At 72.4% G+C, this 18311-nt stretch carries 19 protein-coding genes and 3 pseudogenes; 11 read left to right on the top strand and 11 right to left on the bottom strand.

Annotated elements, in window-relative coordinates; translation table 11 throughout:
- Positions 1-55: 55 nt before the first annotated feature.
- The 3 genes from ACZ597_RS17360 to ACZ597_RS17350 all read right to left on the bottom strand — a co-directional run bounded on the left by ACZ597_RS17360 (position 56) and on the right by ACZ597_RS17350 (position 3846).
- Complete coding sequence (locus ACZ597_RS17360; protein WP_471330388.1) at positions 56-1813, bottom strand: thiamine pyrophosphate-dependent enzyme; 1758 nt, start codon at positions 1811-1813, stop codon at positions 56-58.
- Positions 1814-1856: 43 nt separating this feature from the next.
- Complete coding sequence (locus tag ACZ597_RS17355) at positions 1857-3428, bottom strand: FMN-binding glutamate synthase family protein (protein ID WP_471331304.1); 1572 nt, start codon at positions 3426-3428, stop codon at positions 1857-1859.
- Between the two features lie 100 nt (positions 3429-3528).
- Positions 3529-3846, bottom strand: coding sequence for a WhiB family transcriptional regulator (locus tag ACZ597_RS17350; RefSeq protein ID WP_471330385.1), 318 nt, complete (start codon positions 3844-3846; stop codon positions 3529-3531).
- Between the two features lie 110 nt (positions 3847-3956).
- On the opposite strand from ACZ597_RS17350, the pseudogene ACZ597_RS17345 reads away from it, so the two are divergent.
- A pseudogene (locus tag ACZ597_RS17345) lies at positions 3957-4133 on the top strand (gas vesicle protein); the annotation flags it as partial.
- 50 nt (positions 4134-4183) lie between these two features.
- Here ACZ597_RS17345 and ACZ597_RS17340 read toward each other — a convergent pair.
- On the bottom strand, positions 4184-4486 hold the full coding sequence (locus ACZ597_RS17340; RefSeq protein WP_471330382.1) for a hypothetical protein: 303 nt from the start codon (positions 4484-4486) through the stop codon (positions 4184-4186).
- A gap of 142 nt (positions 4487-4628) precedes the next feature.
- Between ACZ597_RS17340 and ACZ597_RS17335 the strand changes: the two are divergent.
- The 3 genes and pseudogenes from ACZ597_RS17335 to ACZ597_RS17325 all read left to right on the top strand — a co-directional run.
- Positions 4629-4925, top strand: a pseudogene (locus ACZ597_RS17335) (SDR family oxidoreductase); the annotation flags it as partial.
- Positions 4926-4965: 40 nt separating this feature from the next.
- The gene (locus ACZ597_RS17330) at positions 4966-5286 is read left to right on the top strand and encodes an SDR family oxidoreductase (RefSeq protein WP_471330380.1); all 321 of its coding nucleotides are present in this window, start codon (positions 4966-4968) and stop codon (positions 5284-5286) included.
- Positions 5287-5389: 103 nt separating this feature from the next.
- Positions 5390-5551 (top strand): annotated as a pseudogene (locus ACZ597_RS17325) (NmrA family transcriptional regulator); the annotation flags it as partial.
- A 58-nt stretch (positions 5552-5609) separates the two neighbouring features.
- On the opposite strand, the gene ACZ597_RS17320 reads toward ACZ597_RS17325, so the two are convergent.
- Positions 5610-6584 (bottom strand): hypothetical protein, encoded by a 975-nt coding sequence (locus ACZ597_RS17320; RefSeq protein ID WP_471330377.1) that lies wholly within the window; start codon positions 6582-6584, stop codon positions 5610-5612.
- A gap of 189 nt (positions 6585-6773) precedes the next feature.
- On the opposite strand from ACZ597_RS17320, the gene ACZ597_RS17315 reads away from it, so the two are divergent.
- On the top strand, positions 6774-7298 hold the full coding sequence (locus ACZ597_RS17315; RefSeq protein ID WP_471330374.1) for an AAA family ATPase: 525 nt from the start codon (positions 6774-6776) through the stop codon (positions 7296-7298).
- Positions 7299-7390: 92 nt separating this feature from the next.
- On the opposite strand, the gene ACZ597_RS17310 is transcribed toward ACZ597_RS17315, so the two are convergent.
- Both ACZ597_RS17310 and ACZ597_RS17305 read right to left on the bottom strand, forming a co-directional pair.
- Complete coding sequence (locus ACZ597_RS17310; RefSeq protein WP_471330372.1) at positions 7391-7927, bottom strand: DUF4240 domain-containing protein; 537 nt, start codon at positions 7925-7927, stop codon at positions 7391-7393.
- 96 nt (positions 7928-8023) lie between these two features.
- Positions 8024-8995: a LysR family transcriptional regulator gene (locus tag ACZ597_RS17305; protein WP_471330369.1), complete on the bottom strand. Its 972-nt coding sequence runs from the start codon at positions 8993-8995 to the stop codon at positions 8024-8026.
- 116 nt (positions 8996-9111) lie between these two features.
- Here ACZ597_RS17305 and ACZ597_RS17300 point away from each other — a divergent pair, with 116 nt between their 5' ends.
- Entirely contained in the window at positions 9112-9486 is a 375-nt protein-coding gene (locus ACZ597_RS17300) for a carboxymuconolactone decarboxylase family protein (protein WP_471330366.1), read from the top strand.
- A gap of 177 nt (positions 9487-9663) precedes the next feature.
- Here the strand turns inward: ACZ597_RS17300 and ACZ597_RS17295 are convergent, their stop codons facing one another.
- Positions 9664-9939: a hypothetical protein gene (locus ACZ597_RS17295; protein ID WP_471330363.1), complete on the bottom strand. Its 276-nt coding sequence runs from the start codon at positions 9937-9939 to the stop codon at positions 9664-9666.
- Here ACZ597_RS17295 and ACZ597_RS17290 point away from each other — a divergent pair.
- The 3 genes from ACZ597_RS17290 to ACZ597_RS17280 all read left to right on the top strand — a co-directional run bounded on the left by ACZ597_RS17290 (position 9929) and on the right by ACZ597_RS17280 (position 12688).
- A complete protein-coding gene (locus ACZ597_RS17290; protein ID WP_471330360.1) occupies positions 9929-10552 on the top strand; it encodes a flavodoxin family protein in 624 nt (207 codons plus the stop codon). The two genes, ACZ597_RS17295 and ACZ597_RS17290, sit on opposite strands and share 11 nt — an antisense overlap.
- A gap of 365 nt (positions 10553-10917) precedes the next feature.
- The gene (locus ACZ597_RS17285; protein WP_471330358.1) at positions 10918-11517 is read left to right on the top strand and encodes a dihydrofolate reductase family protein; all 600 of its coding nucleotides are present in this window, start codon (positions 10918-10920) and stop codon (positions 11515-11517) included.
- A gap of 445 nt (positions 11518-11962) precedes the next feature.
- Positions 11963-12688, top strand: a complete 726-nt coding sequence (locus ACZ597_RS17280; RefSeq protein ID WP_471330355.1) for a restriction endonuclease — start codon at positions 11963-11965, stop codon at positions 12686-12688.
- 69 nt (positions 12689-12757) lie between these two features.
- Here the strand turns inward: ACZ597_RS17280 and ACZ597_RS17275 are convergent, their stop codons facing one another.
- Positions 12758-14320, bottom strand: coding sequence for an APC family permease (locus tag ACZ597_RS17275; RefSeq protein WP_471330352.1), 1563 nt, complete (start codon positions 14318-14320; stop codon positions 12758-12760).
- Positions 14321-14542: 222 nt separating this feature from the next.
- Entirely contained in the window at positions 14543-15253 is a 711-nt protein-coding gene (locus ACZ597_RS17270) for a TetR/AcrR family transcriptional regulator (protein ID WP_471330349.1), read from the bottom strand.
- Between the two features lie 111 nt (positions 15254-15364).
- Between ACZ597_RS17270 and ACZ597_RS17265 the strand changes: the two genes are divergently transcribed.
- A complete protein-coding gene (locus tag ACZ597_RS17265; RefSeq protein ID WP_471330346.1) occupies positions 15365-16591 on the top strand; it encodes a saccharopine dehydrogenase family protein in 1227 nt (408 codons plus the stop codon).
- Between the two features lie 34 nt (positions 16592-16625).
- Here ACZ597_RS17265 and ACZ597_RS17260 read toward each other — a convergent pair whose 3' ends face one another.
- Positions 16626-17243: a TetR/AcrR family transcriptional regulator gene (locus ACZ597_RS17260; RefSeq protein WP_471330343.1), complete on the bottom strand. Its 618-nt coding sequence runs from the start codon at positions 17241-17243 to the stop codon at positions 16626-16628.
- 94 nt (positions 17244-17337) lie between these two features.
- Here ACZ597_RS17260 and ACZ597_RS17255 point away from each other — a divergent pair, with 94 nt between their 5' ends.
- On the top strand, positions 17338-18249 hold the full coding sequence (locus ACZ597_RS17255) for an alpha/beta fold hydrolase (protein WP_471330340.1): 912 nt from the start codon (positions 17338-17340) through the stop codon (positions 18247-18249).
- Positions 18250-18311: the final 62 nt, after the last annotated feature.

Below are 18311 nucleotides of genomic sequence, written 5' to 3'. Positions count from 1 at the left end.
TTCCGCGGTTACGCCGAGGGCCTGCCCGCCGCACCGCAGGCGCTCCCGGAGCGCGTCAGCGCTGCGGCCGAGGCCCTCGTGCGAGGTCGCCGACGGCCGCGTTGAGGGTCTCCTTGGCCTTGGCGACGGCGAAGCCCCAGCCCTGGCCCACGGTCGGCCTGCCCGGCACGGCGATCTCCCGGGGGTTCGTCAGCACGTCGAGGAGGACCGGGCCGGGCGTCTCGAACGCCTGGCGCACCGCGTCGTCCAGCGCCGACGGGTCCGTGACGCGGATGCCGGTCAGCCCGAGGGCGGTGGCCACCGCCGCGAAGTCGGGGTTGTCGAGCTCCGTGCCGAACTCCGGGAGGCCCGCCTGCTCCTGCTCGAGCTTGACCATGCCCAGGCGCCGGTTGTCGAAGACGACGAGCTTCACCGGCAGCCGGTACGTCCTGATCGTCATCAGGTCGCCGAGCAGCATGCTCAGACCGCCGTCGCCGCAGAACGCGACCACCTGGCGGTCGGGCGCCCACAGCTGGGCGCCGAGAGCCTGCGGCATGGCGTTCGCCATCGAGCCGAGGTTGTAGGAACCGAGCAGCCGCCGCGTCCCGCGCAGGGTGACGAACCGCGAGAGCCAGACGGTGGCCATGCCGGTGTCGGAGGTGAACACCGCGTCGTCAGCGGCGTGCCGGTCCACTGCCGCCGCCAGCGCCTCGGGCCGGACGTCGTGGCCGCGGTTGTCGGCCAGCGCCCGCAGCCTGCCCCCCGGCCGGCGGTCGTGCCGGGGGTCGGCGAGCTTGTGCTGCTCCGCGGTCCAGGACTCGAAGCGGGACCGGGACCCGTCGAGGTGGGCGGGGTCGGACGAGGCCTGCAACTGTGGGAGCAGGGCACGCAGGGTGGCGCCGACGTCTCCCACCAGCCCGGCGTCCACCGGGACCCGCCGGCCGAGGTGCTCGCCCCGGGTGTCGATCTGGACGACCTTGCAGCCGGAGGGGTACCAGTCGCCGTAGGGGAAGTCGGTGCCGAGCATGACCAGGGTCTCGCACCGTTCCAGGGCGTGGGAGGCGGCGGGGTTGCCGATCAGGCCGGTCTGGCCCACCTGGTACGGGTTGTCGTGCTCGAAGCCCTCCTTGGCCTTCAGGGTGAGAACCATGGGCGCCCCGAGCAGCTCGGCCAGGCGCAGGACCTCCTCGCGGGCCCCCCGGGCGCCCCGGCCGACCAGCAGGGTGGTCCTGGACCCGGCGTTGACGAGCGCGGCGGCTTCGGCGAGGGCGGGATCGTCGGGCCGGGTCACCGGACGGTCCAGGGCGAACCGCAGGGGGCGGTCGTCCTCGACCTCCTGGTCGCCGATGTCGCCGGGGACGGTCAGGACCGCCACCCCTTCCCCGTCGATCGCGGCACGGACCGCGGATTCCAGCATCCGGGGCAGCTGCCGGGGCGAGGTCACGGTAGCCCGGTAGCGGGCGACGTCACGGAACAGCTGGTCGTTGTCGACCTCCTGGAAGTAGTCGGTGCCCATTTCCGCGAGCGGGACCTGGCCGCAGACCGCCAGGACGGGGGCGTGGCTCTTGGCGGCGTCGTAGAGCCCGTTGAGGAGGTGGACGGAGCCGGGACCCACGGTTCCCATGCAGACGCCGAGCCGGCCCGAGAGCTGGGCCTGCGCGCCGGCAGCGAAGGCCGCTGCCTCCTCGTGGCGGCAGCCCACCCAGTCCACGCCCCCGGTGGTCCGGATGGCGTCCGTCAGCGGGTTGAGGGCGTCGCCGACGACGCCGAACACATGGTGGACGTCGAGTTCTTCGAGCGCGTCGACGATCGTGCGGGCAACGGTACGGGGCACGGGGCTGTCCTCTCGGTCGTTGGGGGGCCGTCAGGATGGACGGTCAGCGGGTGAACCGCTCGGGGTCGGCGCCGTTCCAGTCCTCGGCCCAGGAACGGGGGGCGCCGTCGAGGAGCTGCCGTGGGGCGAGCCACTCGTAGAGCTGCGCGGCAGAGCGGACCGTGCGCGGATCGACACGGTGCATCAGCAGCCCGGGGTGCAGCTCGCGGGGGTGGTCCACGCCCATCGCCGCCATGATCTGCAGGGCGCTCCTCACGGTGGCCTCCTGATAGCGCTGGACGCGCCGCGACTTGTCCGCCACGTCGAGGGCCCCCGCGCGGCGGCGGTCCTGCGTGGCGACGCCCACGGGGCAGGTGTTGGTGTGGCACCGCTGCGCCTGGATGCAGCCCAGGGCGAACATCATCGGCCGCGCGGCGTTCGCGTAGTCCGCGCCCTGCGCCAGCCGCTTGACCAGATCGCCTCCGGTGGCGACCTTGCCGCTGACGCCGATCCTGATCCGGTCCCGCAGACCCGTGCCGACCAGCGCGTTGTGCACGGTGATCAGCCCGTCCGTGAGCGGCAGCCCGACGTGGTCGGCGAACTCCAGGGGCGCGGCGCCCGTGCCGCCCTCGCCACCGTCGACGACGATGAAGTCCGGGGTGACGTCCTCGCGCAGCATGGCCTTGCACACCGCGAGGAACTCACGGCGCGAGCCCACGCACAGTTTGAAGCCGACCGGTTTGCCGTCGGCCAGTTCCCGCATCCGCGCGAGGAAGCGGACCAGCCCGCGCGGAGTGGAGAACACGGTGTGGTAGGGCGGCGAGACGACGGTGACCCCCTCGGGCACCCCGCGCACCGAAGCGATCTCGGAGTTGACCTTGGCGCCCGGAAGCACTCCGCCGATGCCCGGCTTGGCGCCCTGGCTCAGCTTGAGCGAAACACACTTCACCTGGCCGAGGGCGGCCTTCTCGGCGAACTGCCGCTCGTCGAAGCGGCCGTCACCGGTACGGCAGCCAAAGTAGCCGGTGCCTATCTCCCAGACCAGGTCTCCGCCCGGGCGCAGGTGGTACTCGGAGATGCCGCCCTCACCCGTGTCGTGCGCGAAACCGCCCAGCCGGGCACCGGTGTTGAGTGCGGTGACGGCCGGGGCCGACAGGGAGCCGAAGCTCATGGCCGAGACGTTCAGCAGGGCCATGCCGTACGGCCGGGTGCAGTCGGGGCCGCCGATCCTGACCCGCGGCGGCTCCTCGGGAACCGGCCGCGGCGCCATGGAGGGGACGAGGTACTCGCTGCCCGGCAGGTACAGGTCGCGTTCCGTACCGAACGGCTCCTCGGCGTCGGTGCCCTTGGCGCGCTCGTAGACGATGCTGCGGGTGTCGCGGTCGAACGGGCGGCCGTCGTAGTTCCGCTCGACGAAGTACTGCTGGACTTCGGGCCGCAGCCGCTCCAGGGCGAACCGGAAGTGGCCGAGGAGCGGGTAGTTGCGCAGGACGGAGTGCCGGCGCTGGCACACGTCCCGCACCGCCACGACGACCAGCAGGGCCATCGGCACGGCCAGGGCCCACCACCACGCGGACAGCACCACCGCCGCGACGGCGGCGGCGCCTGCCGGCGCGCCGGACAGCGCGAACGTCATCGCTTTGAGCCTCGTCATCACATCGCGCTCCTGCCCCGGCGGCCTCCCCGCATTCGGGAGCCCCCGGCGAACGCGTACGGGCCGGCAGCCCTACGGCGTTTCACCGCGGTCCGGGGCCGGTGGGGCGCGCTGCGGCGCCCACCTGGCCGCCGGTGCGCAGGTTCCGCCGTTCCCTCGCGGTCAGGCCGCCCCATACCCCGTAGGGCTCCCCGGTGCGCAGGGCGTGCCGCAGGCACACCTCCCGCACCGGGCAGGACGCGCAGAGCCGCTTCGCCTGCGCGTCGCGCTGCTCACGGTCACTGCGCCGCTCGTGCCAGGGCCCGTAGAACTGCTCCGAGCCCACCTCCCGGCACAGGGCGTCGGCCTGCCAGGCCCAGTGCCTGTGCGCGGGGCCGGGCAGGAGAGAAATGTTCGGCATCGGTCGCTCCTTCGGGTTCGGTCTCCGAAGTGCGTCTGTTCCGGTTCGTTCGAACGAAACATGGTGCCGGGGGAACCGGACGGTGTCCGCCGGCCCGAGCCAACCACCGTACCGGTCGACTCCGCCTGGTCGTCGCCTCCGTCGAACGCTCCAAGGAAATGGGCATCGACTGGCGGGAACAGGACCCGGCCCTGTCCTCCACGGCGCGCCACCGCGAACTGGGCCGTGAGAACGAGGAGCTGCGCCGGTGCGGCCCGCTCTCCAGGCTCACCGGCGGACGCCTCTGAACCCGCCGCCCCCGCTCCGCTCTCGAAGCCACTCGGCGCCGCGGGTTCCGTCAGCGGTCACGCGCGGCCAGCTGGCCTTGGGCGTAGGGGTCGGCTTCGGGGGCGTACGGTCCGCCGTGGCCGGCGAGGAGATCGGTGATCCGGTGCCATTCCGCCAGGGCCGCCCGAGTCGGCGCGTCGGCTTCGGCCAGGTCCCCGACGGTGTCGAGGACGCGTGCCAGCACGGCTGCCGCCTGATGATGGGTCATGCCGGCGGCCTCGGCCCGCACCTGGTTGCGGGCCTCGGCCTCGCCCGCGGACGGCTCGTGCGGTTCTAGTTCCGCCTCGACAACGGCCTCGGTTTCGTCAGACATCGCACCGCCTCCATTTCGTGGACGCCCCTACCCCGAGGACGGGCCGACAACCGCCGCTGCCATCTGGACCTGCTTGCGGTAGTTACCCGGCGGCGATCCGAAGTGTCGTTTGAAGGCTTGAACCTCCGGCATCGGCTTCGCGGTGGCCCAACGGGCCGCGGCGGTCGGCGCGGACGTCGTGGTCGCCTCCAGCAATCAGGACCGCGTGGACGCCGCGACGAAGCGGCTGGGCGGGCCGGCCGAAGGCCGCCGCCTGGACGTCGCCGACGGCAACGCCATCGCCGCGTTCTTCGAGCAGGTCGGAGAGTTCGACCACCTCGTCTACACCGCGGGCGAACCTCTGCTGATCAAGCCGCTGGCCGACACCACCCCGGAGGAGGCCAGGGCCGTCTTCGAGCGTCGGTTCTGGGGCGCGTTCCTCTCCGCCAAGTACGCTGCACCGCGACTGCGCGACGGCGGCTCGATCACTTTCAGCTCCGGTGTCCTCGCCATCCGCCCCCCTGTCCGGCACCGCGCTCACGGCGAGCATCACCGGCGGCATCGAGGCCCTGTCCCGGGCGCTCGCCGTCGAACTCGCCCCTCTGCGCGTCAACGTGATCCAGCCGGGCGTGATCCGCACCGAGCTGTGGGACGGCAGTGTCCCGGACCCGGAGGCCTTCCTCCAGGGAGCCGGGTCCGAGCTGCTCACGCGGCGTGTCGGCACTGCCGGGGAAGCCGCGGCGGCCTATCTCTTCGTCTTGGCCGACGCCTACGTCACCGGCACCACGCTCGCGGTGGACGGCGGCGCGGCGCTCGTCTGACACAGGCGCCGTGCCCGGCCCGTCATGGGGGTCGGGGCAGTTCTTCGCCGGCGTCATGCGGCCGCGGCCCTCGGCGGTCAGCGGAGGCGGTGCAGCCACCCGATCCCGGAACATGCCGGCAGAGCTCGCGGACGACACCCTGGACATCCTCGGTGCCCCGACCGACGCGGAACTGCGCATCAGTCCCGCCGTCCTGCAGGTCCTGAACCGTCCCGCACGCCCGTTCGCCGACTGGGCCTCGGACAACGTCGCCGCGTTCCGCTGACCCCCCGCCCGCCACGCACGGCGGGGGTGTCCACCCGGCCGCGACGGTACTGCTTGCCTCAGCCTTCGGCTTGCGGCGGTGCGGGAGCCAGGGAAGCGAGTGACCAGAGGACGGGGTTGCCCTCGGGACCGCCGGTGAGCCAGGAGCCGTCGCCCAGAGGGACCACCTCGTACGGGTTGGCCGCCTCGATGGGGATCTCGCCATCGAGCGTGCCCGTGCGCACGTCGACCAGGTGGTAGCGGAACCACTCCTCCTCGTCCTGGCCCTCACCGCCCAGGGCGACGACGGCCAGATCCGGAGTCAGGTAGCCGCCGCTCCATTCCACGAACGTCTCCTCCGGGTCGTACCCGAAGGCTTCGGCAGGCAGGGTGAAGAGCACGTCCCCGCTGGGGTGGCGGTGGAAGGCCACGTCCATCTGCCCGTGGTCGACGGTCATGAACTGCTCCCCGTCCGGCGACAGGTCGATCAGACAGCGGTCCCACCACGGATAGGTCACGAATTCCGGCTCGCCGCCAGGCCCGTTCGTGGCCCTGAGGATGACGGAGCCGTCCTGGCCCTCACCGATGTCGAGGTAGATGCTGCCGTCCACCGGGTGCACGTGGTGGCCGGCGCCGTGTCCGACCGTATCCAGCTCCCGGCGGCCGGTCACCGTGCCACTGCCGGCGTCGTGCACGACCCACTGGTCTGCACCCCCGCGCCCCATCGCGTCCGGCCGGTAGACCCACACGTTCCGGCCGTCCAGGGACAGCGCACAGCCAGGCCTGTGGCCATGAGGCTGGTCCGAGTGCGGCTCCAGAGCCGATGCCCAGAGCAGGTCACCGGCGTGTGTGAGGCACACGACGTCGTTCAGCGTCGTGTACACGACGCGCTCCAGGTCGGGCCAGACCGCCGACTCGACGACCTCGTCGCCGGGCCGCGGCCGGAACACCGCGACGGGCTCCAGCGTCCCCGGCGCGTTCGAGTTCGGGACGTACGCATGGATCACCCCGTCGCGGTGGCGCGTGATCGTCTTCGGAGGCCGCACAGGAATCATGCGCCGAGGCTAACGCCCAGCCCATGCGGCAGGTGAGCGCAGGGGGTCGGGGGCGAGCTGCCCCAAGGAGCCTGTCGAAGCCCCTCGGCCGGCACAGGCGTGGCATCCGAACCGTCACAGCCTGCTTCAGCGTCCGTGTTGTCACCAGAAGCCGCCCTCCGCGGCCCGTACGACGCTAGCGTCAGGTGCATGATCGTATGGCTCAACGGCACCCACGGCGCAGGCAAGACGACGACCAGTGCGCTCGTACAGCAGTTGATCCCGGATTCACGGGTGTTCGACGCCGAGAAGGTCGGCGAGACACTGATGGACATCACGCCGGGGTTGCCCGCGACGGACAACTTCCAGCACTGGGCGCCGTGGCGGCCGCTCGTGGTCGAGACCGCCCGACGTGTCCTCGACTACACCGGTGGCACCCTTGTGATGCCCATGACCGTTCTGGTCGAGCAGTACTGGCGCGAGATCAGCTCCGGCCTCGCCCAGCACGCCATTCCCATCCGGCACTTCGTCCTCCACGCCGACCGGCACACCCTCCGCAGGCGCATCGCAGGTGACACCGTTCTCGGCCCCGACTCCCCGTTCCGTCTGCAATACCTGGAGCCCTACGCCGAGGCGGCCCGCACGTGGCTGCACGCCGAGGCCGAAGTCGTCGACACCACGCACCTCACACCCGCCCAGACCGCCCAGCGGATCGCGGACGCCGTCAAGAGCTGAGAGAACACCTACAGCCCCTGCTGCCGGAGCCTGCCGGGTCCGCGGAACCGCACCCCAGCCGGCAGGTACCCGAGGGCGTGTACGCACTCCGCTTACTCCGGGTAGAGAGCTGCCAAGCGGGGAAGTCGGCGAGTCAGTTCGTCGTGGTCGTCGAAATCGAAGTTCCAGGCGGGGTCCAGATCTCGGTAGCGGAAGGTGGGCGGGTTCGCAGGGAGCTGATCACCGGTCGCCGAGATGTGTGCGTTCCAGGCGATGCCGAGCATGTCCTCGCCCTCCAAGTCGACGCCGTCGGCTGCGGAGGCTTGAACTATGGGCAGGTCTGCCAGGGCATCGGGATCAGCGACTACGCGCTCGAAGACTTCACGGCCCTGAGCGATCAGCCAGCCGCGGAAGTAGTCGAAGCCGTCGTCAGAGCACCCGCCGTTGGCAAGGTAGGCAGCGGCCCACAGTGGGTTGGTGTAGGACTCGACCATCAGGTCCCACAGAACCTGCTCAGCCGTGACGATCTCCTCGGCCGGCCTGGTGGCCAGCAGCGCGGTCGCCTCGCGAGCGACTGCCCCGCCGTCGTCCGGGTTGGCCGCCTGGTTGCGCGCGGCCTCGATGAGCTGCCAGAACTGCTGCTTGTCCATGGACGCGGAGCCTGCCACCTGGTACTGACATCGGGCCGGACGGGGCAGCGTGGCCGATCAGAGCACCCGAGTCGTGCTGGTCAGCGTGCGTGGTCGTCAGGTGCGCAGCGGAGCCGGACGAACCGGCTCCGGGGCCGCGGCCCCGGCCGGGCGGAAGCCTTCGGGACCCATCGGGTCCGGATGCACATCGACCGAGGCGACCGCCTGTGCGGCATGGGCGTCCGAGAGGGCGGCCGCCACCGCGTCCACGATCTGGTCCGTGTCGTCCGCGCGGCGGGCCAGTACGATGCGGCTCGGCGGGTGGCCGTCGAGCGGGACGAACGCGATGCCCGGCCGCGCGTGCCGACGCGCGGCCCCGGCCGGCAGAACCCCGGCCACCCCGTCCCACACCACGGCGTGCAGGCATTCCTCGACGGACGTCACCACCGGGCCGCAGGCGTCCTCGTCGGTGGCGAGCCAGTACGCGCGCCACCGCGCGTCCGTCCCGGCCGGCAGCCGGAAGCGCGGCCGCCCGACGAGCTCCCGTACGTGCACCCGCGGCCGTGCGGCGAGCGGGTCGTCCGAGGGCAGGGCCGCCACCAGGGATTCCGTTCCGAGCCGGCGTACGGTCAGTCCCGAGGTGTCGAAGGGGAGCCGGGTCAGCGCCAGGTCGGCCCGGCGCTCGCGCAGCCCGCCCGTCGGATCGGTCACGGGTGCCTCGTACAGGCGGACCCGGAGCCCGGGGCGGGTGCCGCGCAGCACGGCAAGGGCGGCGGGCCCGGCGTCCAGACCCGCGCCGGCGACGGTGCCCAGGACGACCTCTCGTACGGACTCCGCTGCCCGCACCCGCTCGCGGGCGCGCTCGGCCCGCGCCAGCAGGTCGCGCGCCTCCGGGAGTAGAACCCTGCCGGCCGCGGTCAGGCGCGCCCCGGTCGGGATCCGGTCGAACAAACGGCACCCGAGGTCCGCCTCCAGGTCGCGGATCCGACGGCTGAGCGGCGGCTGGGCGAGGTGGAGCCGCGCCGCGGCCCGGCCGAAGTGGCCTTCCTCCGCCACCGCGACGAAACAACGCAACGCCCTCAAGTCCATGACCGGCCACGATACCGACAACGGCACCGCACCCGCGGAAACGGTCTTGGACGTGGGGCGCGATCCGAGATGAGGTGGAGACGTCCCACCCCCATTGACTTCCGCGAGGAGCGCCCATGTACGCCCACCCCGACGACCTCCACCGCGCCCGCTCCGTCGGCGCCGCCGCCGCGCCCGAGTTCGCGGCCTGGCTCGCCTTCCAGAACGCGGTCGACCGCGAGGACGGCGCCGTCCCGCGCCGTTACCGCGAGCTGATCTCCGTGGCCGTGGCGCTCGTCACCCAGTGCGCGTACTGCCTCGACGTCCACACCGCGGCCGCCCGCAGGCACGGCGTCACCGCCGAGGAACTCGCCGAGACCGCGTTCGTCACCGCCTCCGTCCGGGCCGGCGGCACCCTCGCCCACGCCCTCCTCGCCGACCGCCTCTACGAACAGCACGGCCACCACGGCCCGTCCGCCACCCCCGCGAGCGCGGCGACCTGCTCCTGCTGACGGCCCCGTCGGCCCGGCCCCGCCCCCCCCGGGAACGGTCATGGAACGGTGGCCCCGACGCGGGCCATCCGCAGGTTCGACCGACGGGCGGCGGCGTGGACAGCCGGGAGGACCACGAGTTCGAGGCACCCCGCCACGCGGCCACCGCCGAGGCCCGGCCGGCCTCGGGGCCAACGGTCAGGGTGCGTCGATCCCGAGGTTCTGCCGGGTGGCGTTCGTCGCGCCGGGGCTGAGCAGGTTGGTGTTGATGTTGTTGAACGCCGTGACGACCCCGCTGACGTTGACAGGCAGGATGGAGCCGCCGCTGCCGCCGCCGTCCCCGTTGGGGCAGCCCGCCCCGCTCGAAGGTCCCCTCGTGGGACTTCGTCTCCCGGCGCGAGCGGTCGTGCCGCATCGTGAGACGCCCCGGTAGAAGGTCCGGTCGTGGGGGCAGGCGGGCTGTATGGAAGCCAACGAGACCGCTCCGCTGCGCGCTGTCGCTCTTGTGTGCACGCTGTCCCCGTCCCCGAAGCCGTCCAGTTCCCAGCTGCTGGCCGAGCAGGTCATGGAAGCCCTGGCCGGCCACGGAGTGAGCGGCAAGGTCATCCGTATCGCCGACCACGACGTCCGGACGGGTGTGGCGGTCGACATGGGGGAGGGGGACTTCTGGCCGGAGATCCGCGAGACGATCCTGGGCACCGACATCCTGATCCTCGCCACCCCGATCTGGCTCGGGCACCCGTCCAGCGTCGCCCAGCGCGTCATGGAGCGCCTCAACGCGGAGATCGGCGAGAGCGACGAGGAAGGCAGGATGCTCACCTACGGGAAGGTCGCCGGAATCTGCGTGGCCGGCAACGAGGACGGTGCCCACCACGTGAGCGCCGAGCTGTTCCAGGGACTCAACGACTGCGGCTTCACCCTGCCGGCCAACGCGGTCACCTACTGGGTGGGCGAGGCCATGCAGGGGACCGACTACCAGGACCTCGCCAAGACCCCGGCGAAAACGGCCGCCACCACCGCCACCCTCGCGGCGAACACCGCCCACCTGGCCCGCCGCCTCAAGTACGCGCCCTACCCGCCGTCCTGACCCCGTTCCGGCGGCGACGCGGCAGCGATCCCGAGCTCGGACGGGCCCCGGCCTCGTGAAGTGAGGCCGTACGGCGCCCGGCGCCCGGGGCCTTCGTGGCCGAGGCCTCGGCCCGGTTGGGTCCCCCCGGTCGGTTCGGTGGAGATGGACTGCAAGCGGCAGGGCGGCTACCAGTTCGTGCCGGTCTGGGTGCGTGCGCCGAGGGCGCCGGTGCCGATCCGGATGCGGTCGCCGAGGGTGTTCATGTCGGCCGCCGGGGCGTTCGTTGACGGGAGAGGGTGAAGCCGCCGTTGAGCATGACGGATCCTGTTCGTTCATGATCATAAGATGAGCTGACCATACGTTAGCTATCTGGGAGATCACTCGTGCGCAAGCTCGTGTACTTCATCGCCGCTACCCTGGACGGCCACATCGCGGCCCCCGACGGCGGTGACCCGACCGGCCCGGACGGCTTCTGGACGATCGGTCCGGACTACCTGGAGCAGTTGGTCACCGAGTACCCGGAGACGCTTCCCGGTCCGGCCCGTACCGCCCTGTCCATGACCGCCGAGGGCACCCACTTCGACACCGTGCTCGAAGGCCGCCACACATACGAGATCGGGGTCAAGGCCGGAATCGACGACGCCTACCCGCACCTCAAGCACGTGGTGTTCTCGCGCAGCCTCACCTCCGTTCCCGGCGCCGCCGTCGAGCTGGTCGGCACCGACCCGGTCGAGAAGGTCCGCGAGCTCAAGCAGGAGGACGGCAAGGACATCTGGCTCTGCGGCGGCGGCGAACTGGCAGGCCTGCTGTACCCCGAGATCGACCGGATGATCGTCAAGCTGTCCCCGATCACCATAGGCAACGGCATCCCGCTGTTCGGCCGTAAAGCCGGCTTCGACGTCCGGCAGTGGGAGCTGACCGCCCACACCGTCCTGCCGAGCGGTGCCCTCTTCCTCACCTACGACCGGCCCTCCGCCGTGTGACGCGCCCCGCGGGCGACGGCGACCTGCTCGGCTGCCGGCTGTCCAGCCCGTCACCCCAGCCGGGGTGGCGGGCACGCTGCCGCTCGGCACGCAGGCGTGAGCGAAGCCCAAGCTGACAAACCAAGCACGCGGCCGGCACGGCGCGCCCGTGAGAAGGGCTCACAGACCGGGGCGAACTCGAAGCTCCGGGGCCGCTCGCAGACGCGCCAGGCCCCCGGCCGCACCCTCTGGACGAAGCCATGGCTGGGTGCGGTCTTCGCCGCACCCAGGAATACTCAGGGACAAGCCAAGTGCAGAGCGTTGGAGGAGGAACGCTTGCAATCCTGCCTGATCGTGAACCCGGTGGCCCGGCGGGCCCGGGCCGGTTTGGGTCCGGGTAGTGGTGGCCATACGAGCGTCCAGCGGGCTTTGACGACCAATGGCGTGCCGGCAGGAGGGGAGCGGTATGACCACACCGGATGAGGACGCACCCGGGTCCGTACGTGGCGCCGGGTCCACGCGGCGGTCGGGTCCGGGGAGTGACGTGGTGCTCGCGCTCGGGCTGATCGGTATCGCCGTCGCGGGCGTGGCCGCCTTCCTCAAGGCCGTGCCGGCGGACGGGAGCAGGTTCCCCGCGGTCCCGGTCGGTGCCCTGGCCGTACTGGCGCTGGGCGTGCTCCTGGCGAGGCGGAGCCTCGTACCCGTCCGGCGCCGACCCGGCATCCCGGCGTCCACGACCGAACCGGAGCCTGCGGACCTCCCCGAGATCGGGGATGAGGCCCTCGACCATGCCGCGGCCGACGCCGACGGCTTCGAGCACACGGTGGCCGCCCTGTGCGCCCGGGACGGCTGCACCACGGTGGAAGTGGTGGGCGGCGCGGGCGATCTGGGCGCCGACGTCCTGGCGACGGCGGCGGACGGCCGGCGCGTGGTGATCCAGTGCAAGCACTACGCCGAGGACCACCGGGTCGGCTCGCAGGAGCTCCAGCGCTTCGGCGGGACCTGCTTCGCCGTCCACGGGGCCGACGTGGCCGTCATCGTCACGACCAGCTCCTTCACCGCACCCGCGGCCGAGTACGCCGAAACCTGCGGGATAGTCCGCGTCGACGGCGAGGCCCTGGCCGCCTGGACCGCGCAACAAGCAGACCCACCGTGGGAGTCCGGCGCCCCCGCCCCCGAGGCCGCGTCCTGACCCCCACCGGCGTCGCGACCACGCGGGCACCGCCAGTTGACGGCTCGTGTGGGCCCCGGCCGGTCATGCTCACGTTCTCGGAACACCGCCACCCGCGGGAGCCACCCCGGGGCGTTCGCGCCAGAAGGCTCCGGACCCGGCGCGGCGCAGCAGCATCAGCACCACTCCGGCGCCCGCCAGGAACAGCGCGATGACCAGCGGGGCGCCCAGCCCGAACCAGGCGGTCGAGCTGGAGGCATTGGCCGGATCGGCCATGTCGGCGACGGACTCCGCCAGCAGCCAGATCAGCATGGCCGAGCCGAGCAGCGGTCCGGCGCCGAGCAGCAGGAAGGGGACCGGCCCCCGCAGCAGTTGGCGCCGGTACCAGACGGCGCAGGCGATGCCGGTGAGGGCGTAGTAGAAGGCGATGAGCAACGACAGGGCCGTGAGGGAGTCCGCGAGGGCGTTCTCGCTGATCCGGTGGATGACCACGTACCAGACGATCGCCGTGCCGGTGACCCACCAGGTGCTGGTGCTCGGTGTGCCGCGGCGGGCGTCGATGTGGGCGAACCCGGCGGGCAGTGCTTTGCGGCGGGCCATGGACAGGGCGGTGCGGGAGGCCGGGATGATGGTCGTCTGGGTCGAGGCGAGGGCGGAGGTGGCGACGGCGAGGAGCAGGATCCAGTCCCAGCCGCCGAGCACCTCGCGCGCGAGCGTGGCGAAGACGTCCTCCTCCGCGTCGGCCTGTCCGGCGAGGTACGCGGTGCCGGCGTAGGCGACGACCGCGAAGGCCACGGCCAGGTAGGTCGCCAGCAGGACCACCGTCGACCAGATGCCCGCCCGGCCGGGGGTGTCGGCGGGGTCCTTGGTCTCCTCGGTCAGGTTGACGGCGGATTCCCAGCCCCAGTACGCGAAGACGCCCAGCAGCAGGCCGCCGGTGAGCGCCGAACCGCCGGCCCCGAAGGGGTTGAGCCAGTCGGCAGCCGGGCGGACGGCGTCCAGGGATCCCGTGCCGGCGTACACGCGCCACACGGCCACGGCCGCGAACACGACGAGGCAGAGGACCTGGACCAGGACGAGCGCGTTCTGGAAGCGGGCCGACACCTCGGTGCCGCGTACGCAGAGCCAGGACATGAGGAGGATCAGCAGGACGGTGAGGGCCTCGCGGACCAGGGTGTTGCCGGCGAGGCCGTCGGCCCCGACGGCGAGCAGGCCGAAGCCGACGGCGACGTCGGCGAGCGACCCGACGACGAGGACCCCGGTCATCGCGATGGCCCAGCCGCCCAGCCATCCGGTGGTGGGGCCGAGGGCGCGGGTGACCCAGGAGAAGGTCGTGCCGCAGTCGGGGTCGGCCCGGTTGAGGAAGTGGAAGGCGGAGGCGATCAGCAGCATGGGGACGAAGGACGCGAGCATCACTCCGGGGGCGTGTACGCCGACCAGGGCGACGAGGGGGCCGATGACGGCGGCCAGCGAGTACGCGGGGGAGGTGGCGTTGAGGCCGATGGCGAGGGCGTCGAGGAAGCCGATCGCGTCGGGTTTGAGGGCGCCGACCGGCGCCTGTGCCGTCGGTGTGCCGTTCCCGTCCGGTATCGCGGGCGCGACGGTGGCCGTGGCGGCTCGGGGGGTGGTTTCCGGCGGGGTGTCTGCGGCCATCGTCCCTCGCTGTACTGGTGCGGTGTGCGGGCCGCGCCGTGGCAGGCGCGGTGTGAACAGGGGGTGAACTGCGAAGAGGAAACCCGCGCGGGAGGGAAGGGGTCAATGGTGTTGGCATAAGGAACCCGCGCAGGCCCCGGAGTAGCCCGCGCAGGCCCCGGGGCAGCCGGCACAGGCCCCGGGGCAGCCGGCACAGGCCCCGGGGCCTGCCGGGCCCCCGGGTCAGCCGGCCCCCAAGGCCTGGAGCCGTGACTCCGCGCTCGCGAGCAGCATGTCCAGGGCGACCGGGTAGGCGCTGTGGTTCATGCGGGCGGCGAGCAGTCGCCTCGTGGCGCTGATGTGCGGGTACTCGTCGGCCGGCAACCGGGCGTAGGTGGATTCCCACTGCCCCTCGTCGGAGGTCCGGGAAGGCTCGGACAGGGCGAGGGCGCCGGCGTCCAGAGCCGCGAAGGCCAGGCTCTGGTCGATGAAGGCGTGGTAGATCCGGACCGCCTCCGGGTCGGGGAAGCCCGCCGTGCGCAGGATGCCGAGGACGGCCTCGTCGGCGTCGATCTCACGGGGGCGACCGGTCACGCGCACGGCGGTCAGTACGGCCGCCTGCGGGTGCGCGAGGTAGGCGCCGTGGATGCGCATCCCGAGTTCGCGCAGGTCGTGACGCCACTGACCGGTGGCGGTCCAGCCGTCCAGGGCCCGGCCGATGAGCTCCTCGCCGATGGCGAGGGTGAGGGCGTCCATGCCGTTGAAGTACCGGTAGAGGGTGCTGGGATCCGCTCCGAGAGCGGCGCCGAGCCGGCGCGCGGACAGGCCGGCGCTGCCGTGTTCGCGCAGCATGCGCAGGGCGGTCTCGACGATCAGCCGCTCGGACAGGACCACGCCCTGCCGGGTGGGGCGTCGCCGCCGCCGGGCTTCCTCGGGAACCACGGGCTTGGCCATCGGACACCTCGTTTCTTATGCCAACGCCATTGACCTTATCTTGCGACCACGGTTTTCATCCCTCCCACGAGGCGCGGATCTCCGCGGACCTCACGGAGAGAGGGTTTCGTCATGCGTGTTCTGCTTGTGGGCGCCGGCGGCGTCGGTACCGCGATCACCCGGATCGCGGCCCGCCGGGACTTCTTCGAACGCTTCGTGGTCGCCGACTACGACCTGTCCCGCGCAGAGGCGGCCGTGACCGCGCTCGGCGAAGCCGGCGGCCGGTTCCACGCCCGCCGCGTCGACGCCTCGGACCAGGCGGCGGTGGCCGCGCTCCTCACCGAGGAGCGGTGCGACGTACTGCTGAACGCCACGGACCCGCGGTTCGTGATGCCGCTGTTCGAGGCGGCCCTCGCGGCGGACAGCCACTACGTGGACATGGCCATGTCCTTGTCCCGGCCGCACCCCCGCAGGCCCCACGAGGAGTGCGGGGTCAAGCTCGGCGACGAGCAGTTCGAACGGGCCGGGGCCTGGGAGAAGTCGGGTCGCCTGGCCCTGGTCGGGATGGGCGTGGAGCCCGGCCTGTCGGACGTCTTCGCCCGGTACGCGGCCGACGAACTCTTCGACGCGATCGAGGAGATCGGTATTCGCGACGGGGCGAACCTGACGGTCGAGGGCCACGAATTCGCCCCGTCCTTCAACATCTGGACGACGATCGAGGAGTGCCTGAACCCGCCGGTCGTCTACGAGCGGGACCGCGGATGGTTCACCACCGAGCCGTTCAGCGAGCCGGAGGTCTTCGACTTCCCGGAGGGCATCGGCCCGGTCGAGTGCGTGAACGTCGAGCACGAGGAGGTGCTGCTGGTCCCGCGCTGGGTGGACGCCCGGCGGGTCACGTTCAAGTACGGCCTGGGCGAGGACTTCATCGGCAAGCTGAAGACCCTGCACGCCTTGGGCCTGGACTCGACGGAACCGGTCACGGTGCGAGGCGCGGACGGCACCCCGGTACGGGTCTCGCCGCGCGACGTGGTGGCGGCGTGTCTGCCCGACCCGGCCGCGCTGGGCGAGCGGATGTCGGGCAAGACCTGCGCGGGGACCTGGGTGAGGGGCATCAAGGACGGCCGGCCGCGCGAGGTGTACCTCTACCACGTGGTGGACAACCAGTGGTCGATGCGCGAGTACGGCTCGCAGGCCGTGGTGTGGCAGACGGCGGTCAACCCGGTCGTGGCGCTCGAACTCATCGCCGGCGGGGTATGGGCGGAGTCGGGCGTACTCGGCCCGGAGGCCCTTCCGCCGCGCCCGTTCCTGGACCTGCTGACCGCGTACGGCTCCCCGTGGGGCATCCGCGAACAGGCCTGACCGGTACCTGCCGCCGCCGGTGCCGGGGGCGGGATCAGGGTCGTGTCAGCCGGGCGGTCAGGCCGTCGAAGTAGCTGCGGTGGAGGGCGACCAGGTCGATCCGGTCGGGGTCGAGCAGCCACAGCAGGTGGGCTCCCTCCAGGAAGGCGGCGACCTCGGCGGCCAGGGTCTGCGCGTCGAGGCCCGGGCGCGTGGTGCCGTCTGCCTCGGCGCGGGTGAAGAGCGAGACGAGGTGGGCCCGCAGTGCCCGCCCGCGGTCGCGGAACCAGACGTGCAGGGCGGAGCCGGGGTCGAGGTTCTCGGCGGTCAGGGCCGTGTGGAGGGCAGCCAGTTCGCGTTCCGTGGCAGCGGTGTGCTCGGCGTCCCGTACGAACCAGTCGATCGCCTGCCGCAGTGTGGGCTCGGCATCCGCGGTGATGGACAGGCGTTCGAGGGCCCGCCGGTCGGCCTCCTGGAGTACGGCCCGCACCAGTGCGTCCTTGCTGCCGAAGTGATGGATCAGGGCCGAGGGGGTGACTCCGGCCCGCGCGGCGACCGCGGCCACGCCGGTGCCGCGCACGCCCTGCTGGGCGAAGAGCACGATCGCGGCGTCGACCATCGCGCGGCGGCGTTCGACACCCCGCTTCTGTACCTGTCCCCTGACTCCTGCCATGGGGTTCAGGGTGCCCGCCGGCAGGCGGGGACGTCCAGCCGCGCGCCCGGTGCCGTAAACCGCTGGTGACGGGCGGCTGGAGCCATTAACCTGCATGACCATGCAGGAAAATAACGAGAAGATGATCGATGCCGGCGGCGTCAAGCTCTGGGCTGAGGACTTCGGGGCGCCCGAGGACCCGACGGTGCTGCTGGTGATGGGCGCGCAGGCCCAGGGCGTCCAGTGGAACGACGGCCTCGTGCTGCGCCTGGTCGAGGGCGGCCGTCACGTCATCCGCTACGACCACCGCGACACCGGCCGGTCCTCCAGGGTGGACTTCGCGGCCCACCCGTACACCGTCGCCGACCTCGCCTCCGACGCCCGCGCCGTCCTCGACGCCTTCGCCGTGGAACACGCCCACCTGGTCGGGGCCTCCCTCGGCGGGATCATCGCCCAGCGCCTCGCCCTCACCGATCCGCACCGGGTGCGGACCCTGACCAGCCTTTCCTCCCAGCCCCTGGGTACGGACACCGCCGGCGCGGTCCAGCGGGCCCTGGCCGGCCTCGCCCCCCTGCCCGGTCAGCTCCCGCCCCCGGCGGCCGAGTTGCTGGCCGTCCTGATGGCGTCCTTCCCCGGGCCGGGCGCGGGCCTGGAGGGGTACCTCGCCGCGCGGCTGCCGATGTGGCGCGTGCTGCACGGACCGGACCTTCCGTTCGACGAGGACGAGTACCGCGCCATGGAGGAACGGGTCCACCGGCGGGCCGAGGACATCGGTGCCGCGCTGAACCACACGCTGGCCGGAGCCGCGGGGGACTCCTTCACCACGGCCGACCTGGCCTCGGTCGCCGCCCCCACGCTCGTGCTGCACGGCACGTGCGACCCGATGTTCCCGCCGCCGCACGCCGAGGCCACGGCCGCCGCCGTCCCCGGCGCGCGCCTGGTCATGCTCGAAGGGATGGGCCACACCCTGCCCCTGGCCATGGAAGAGCGCCTGGCCGCGGAGATCCTCGCCCACACCAGGGGCTGAGGCGCGGGGGGAGGGGGCGGAGAACCGGGCCGGGCTCCGCCCTCCGACACCGGCAGGAGACG

Source organism: Streptomyces sp. NPDC040718 (assembly GCF_055593565.1).
The sequence above is the reverse complement of the archived record's forward strand: the minus strand, read 5'-3'. Positions and strand labels throughout refer to the sequence as shown.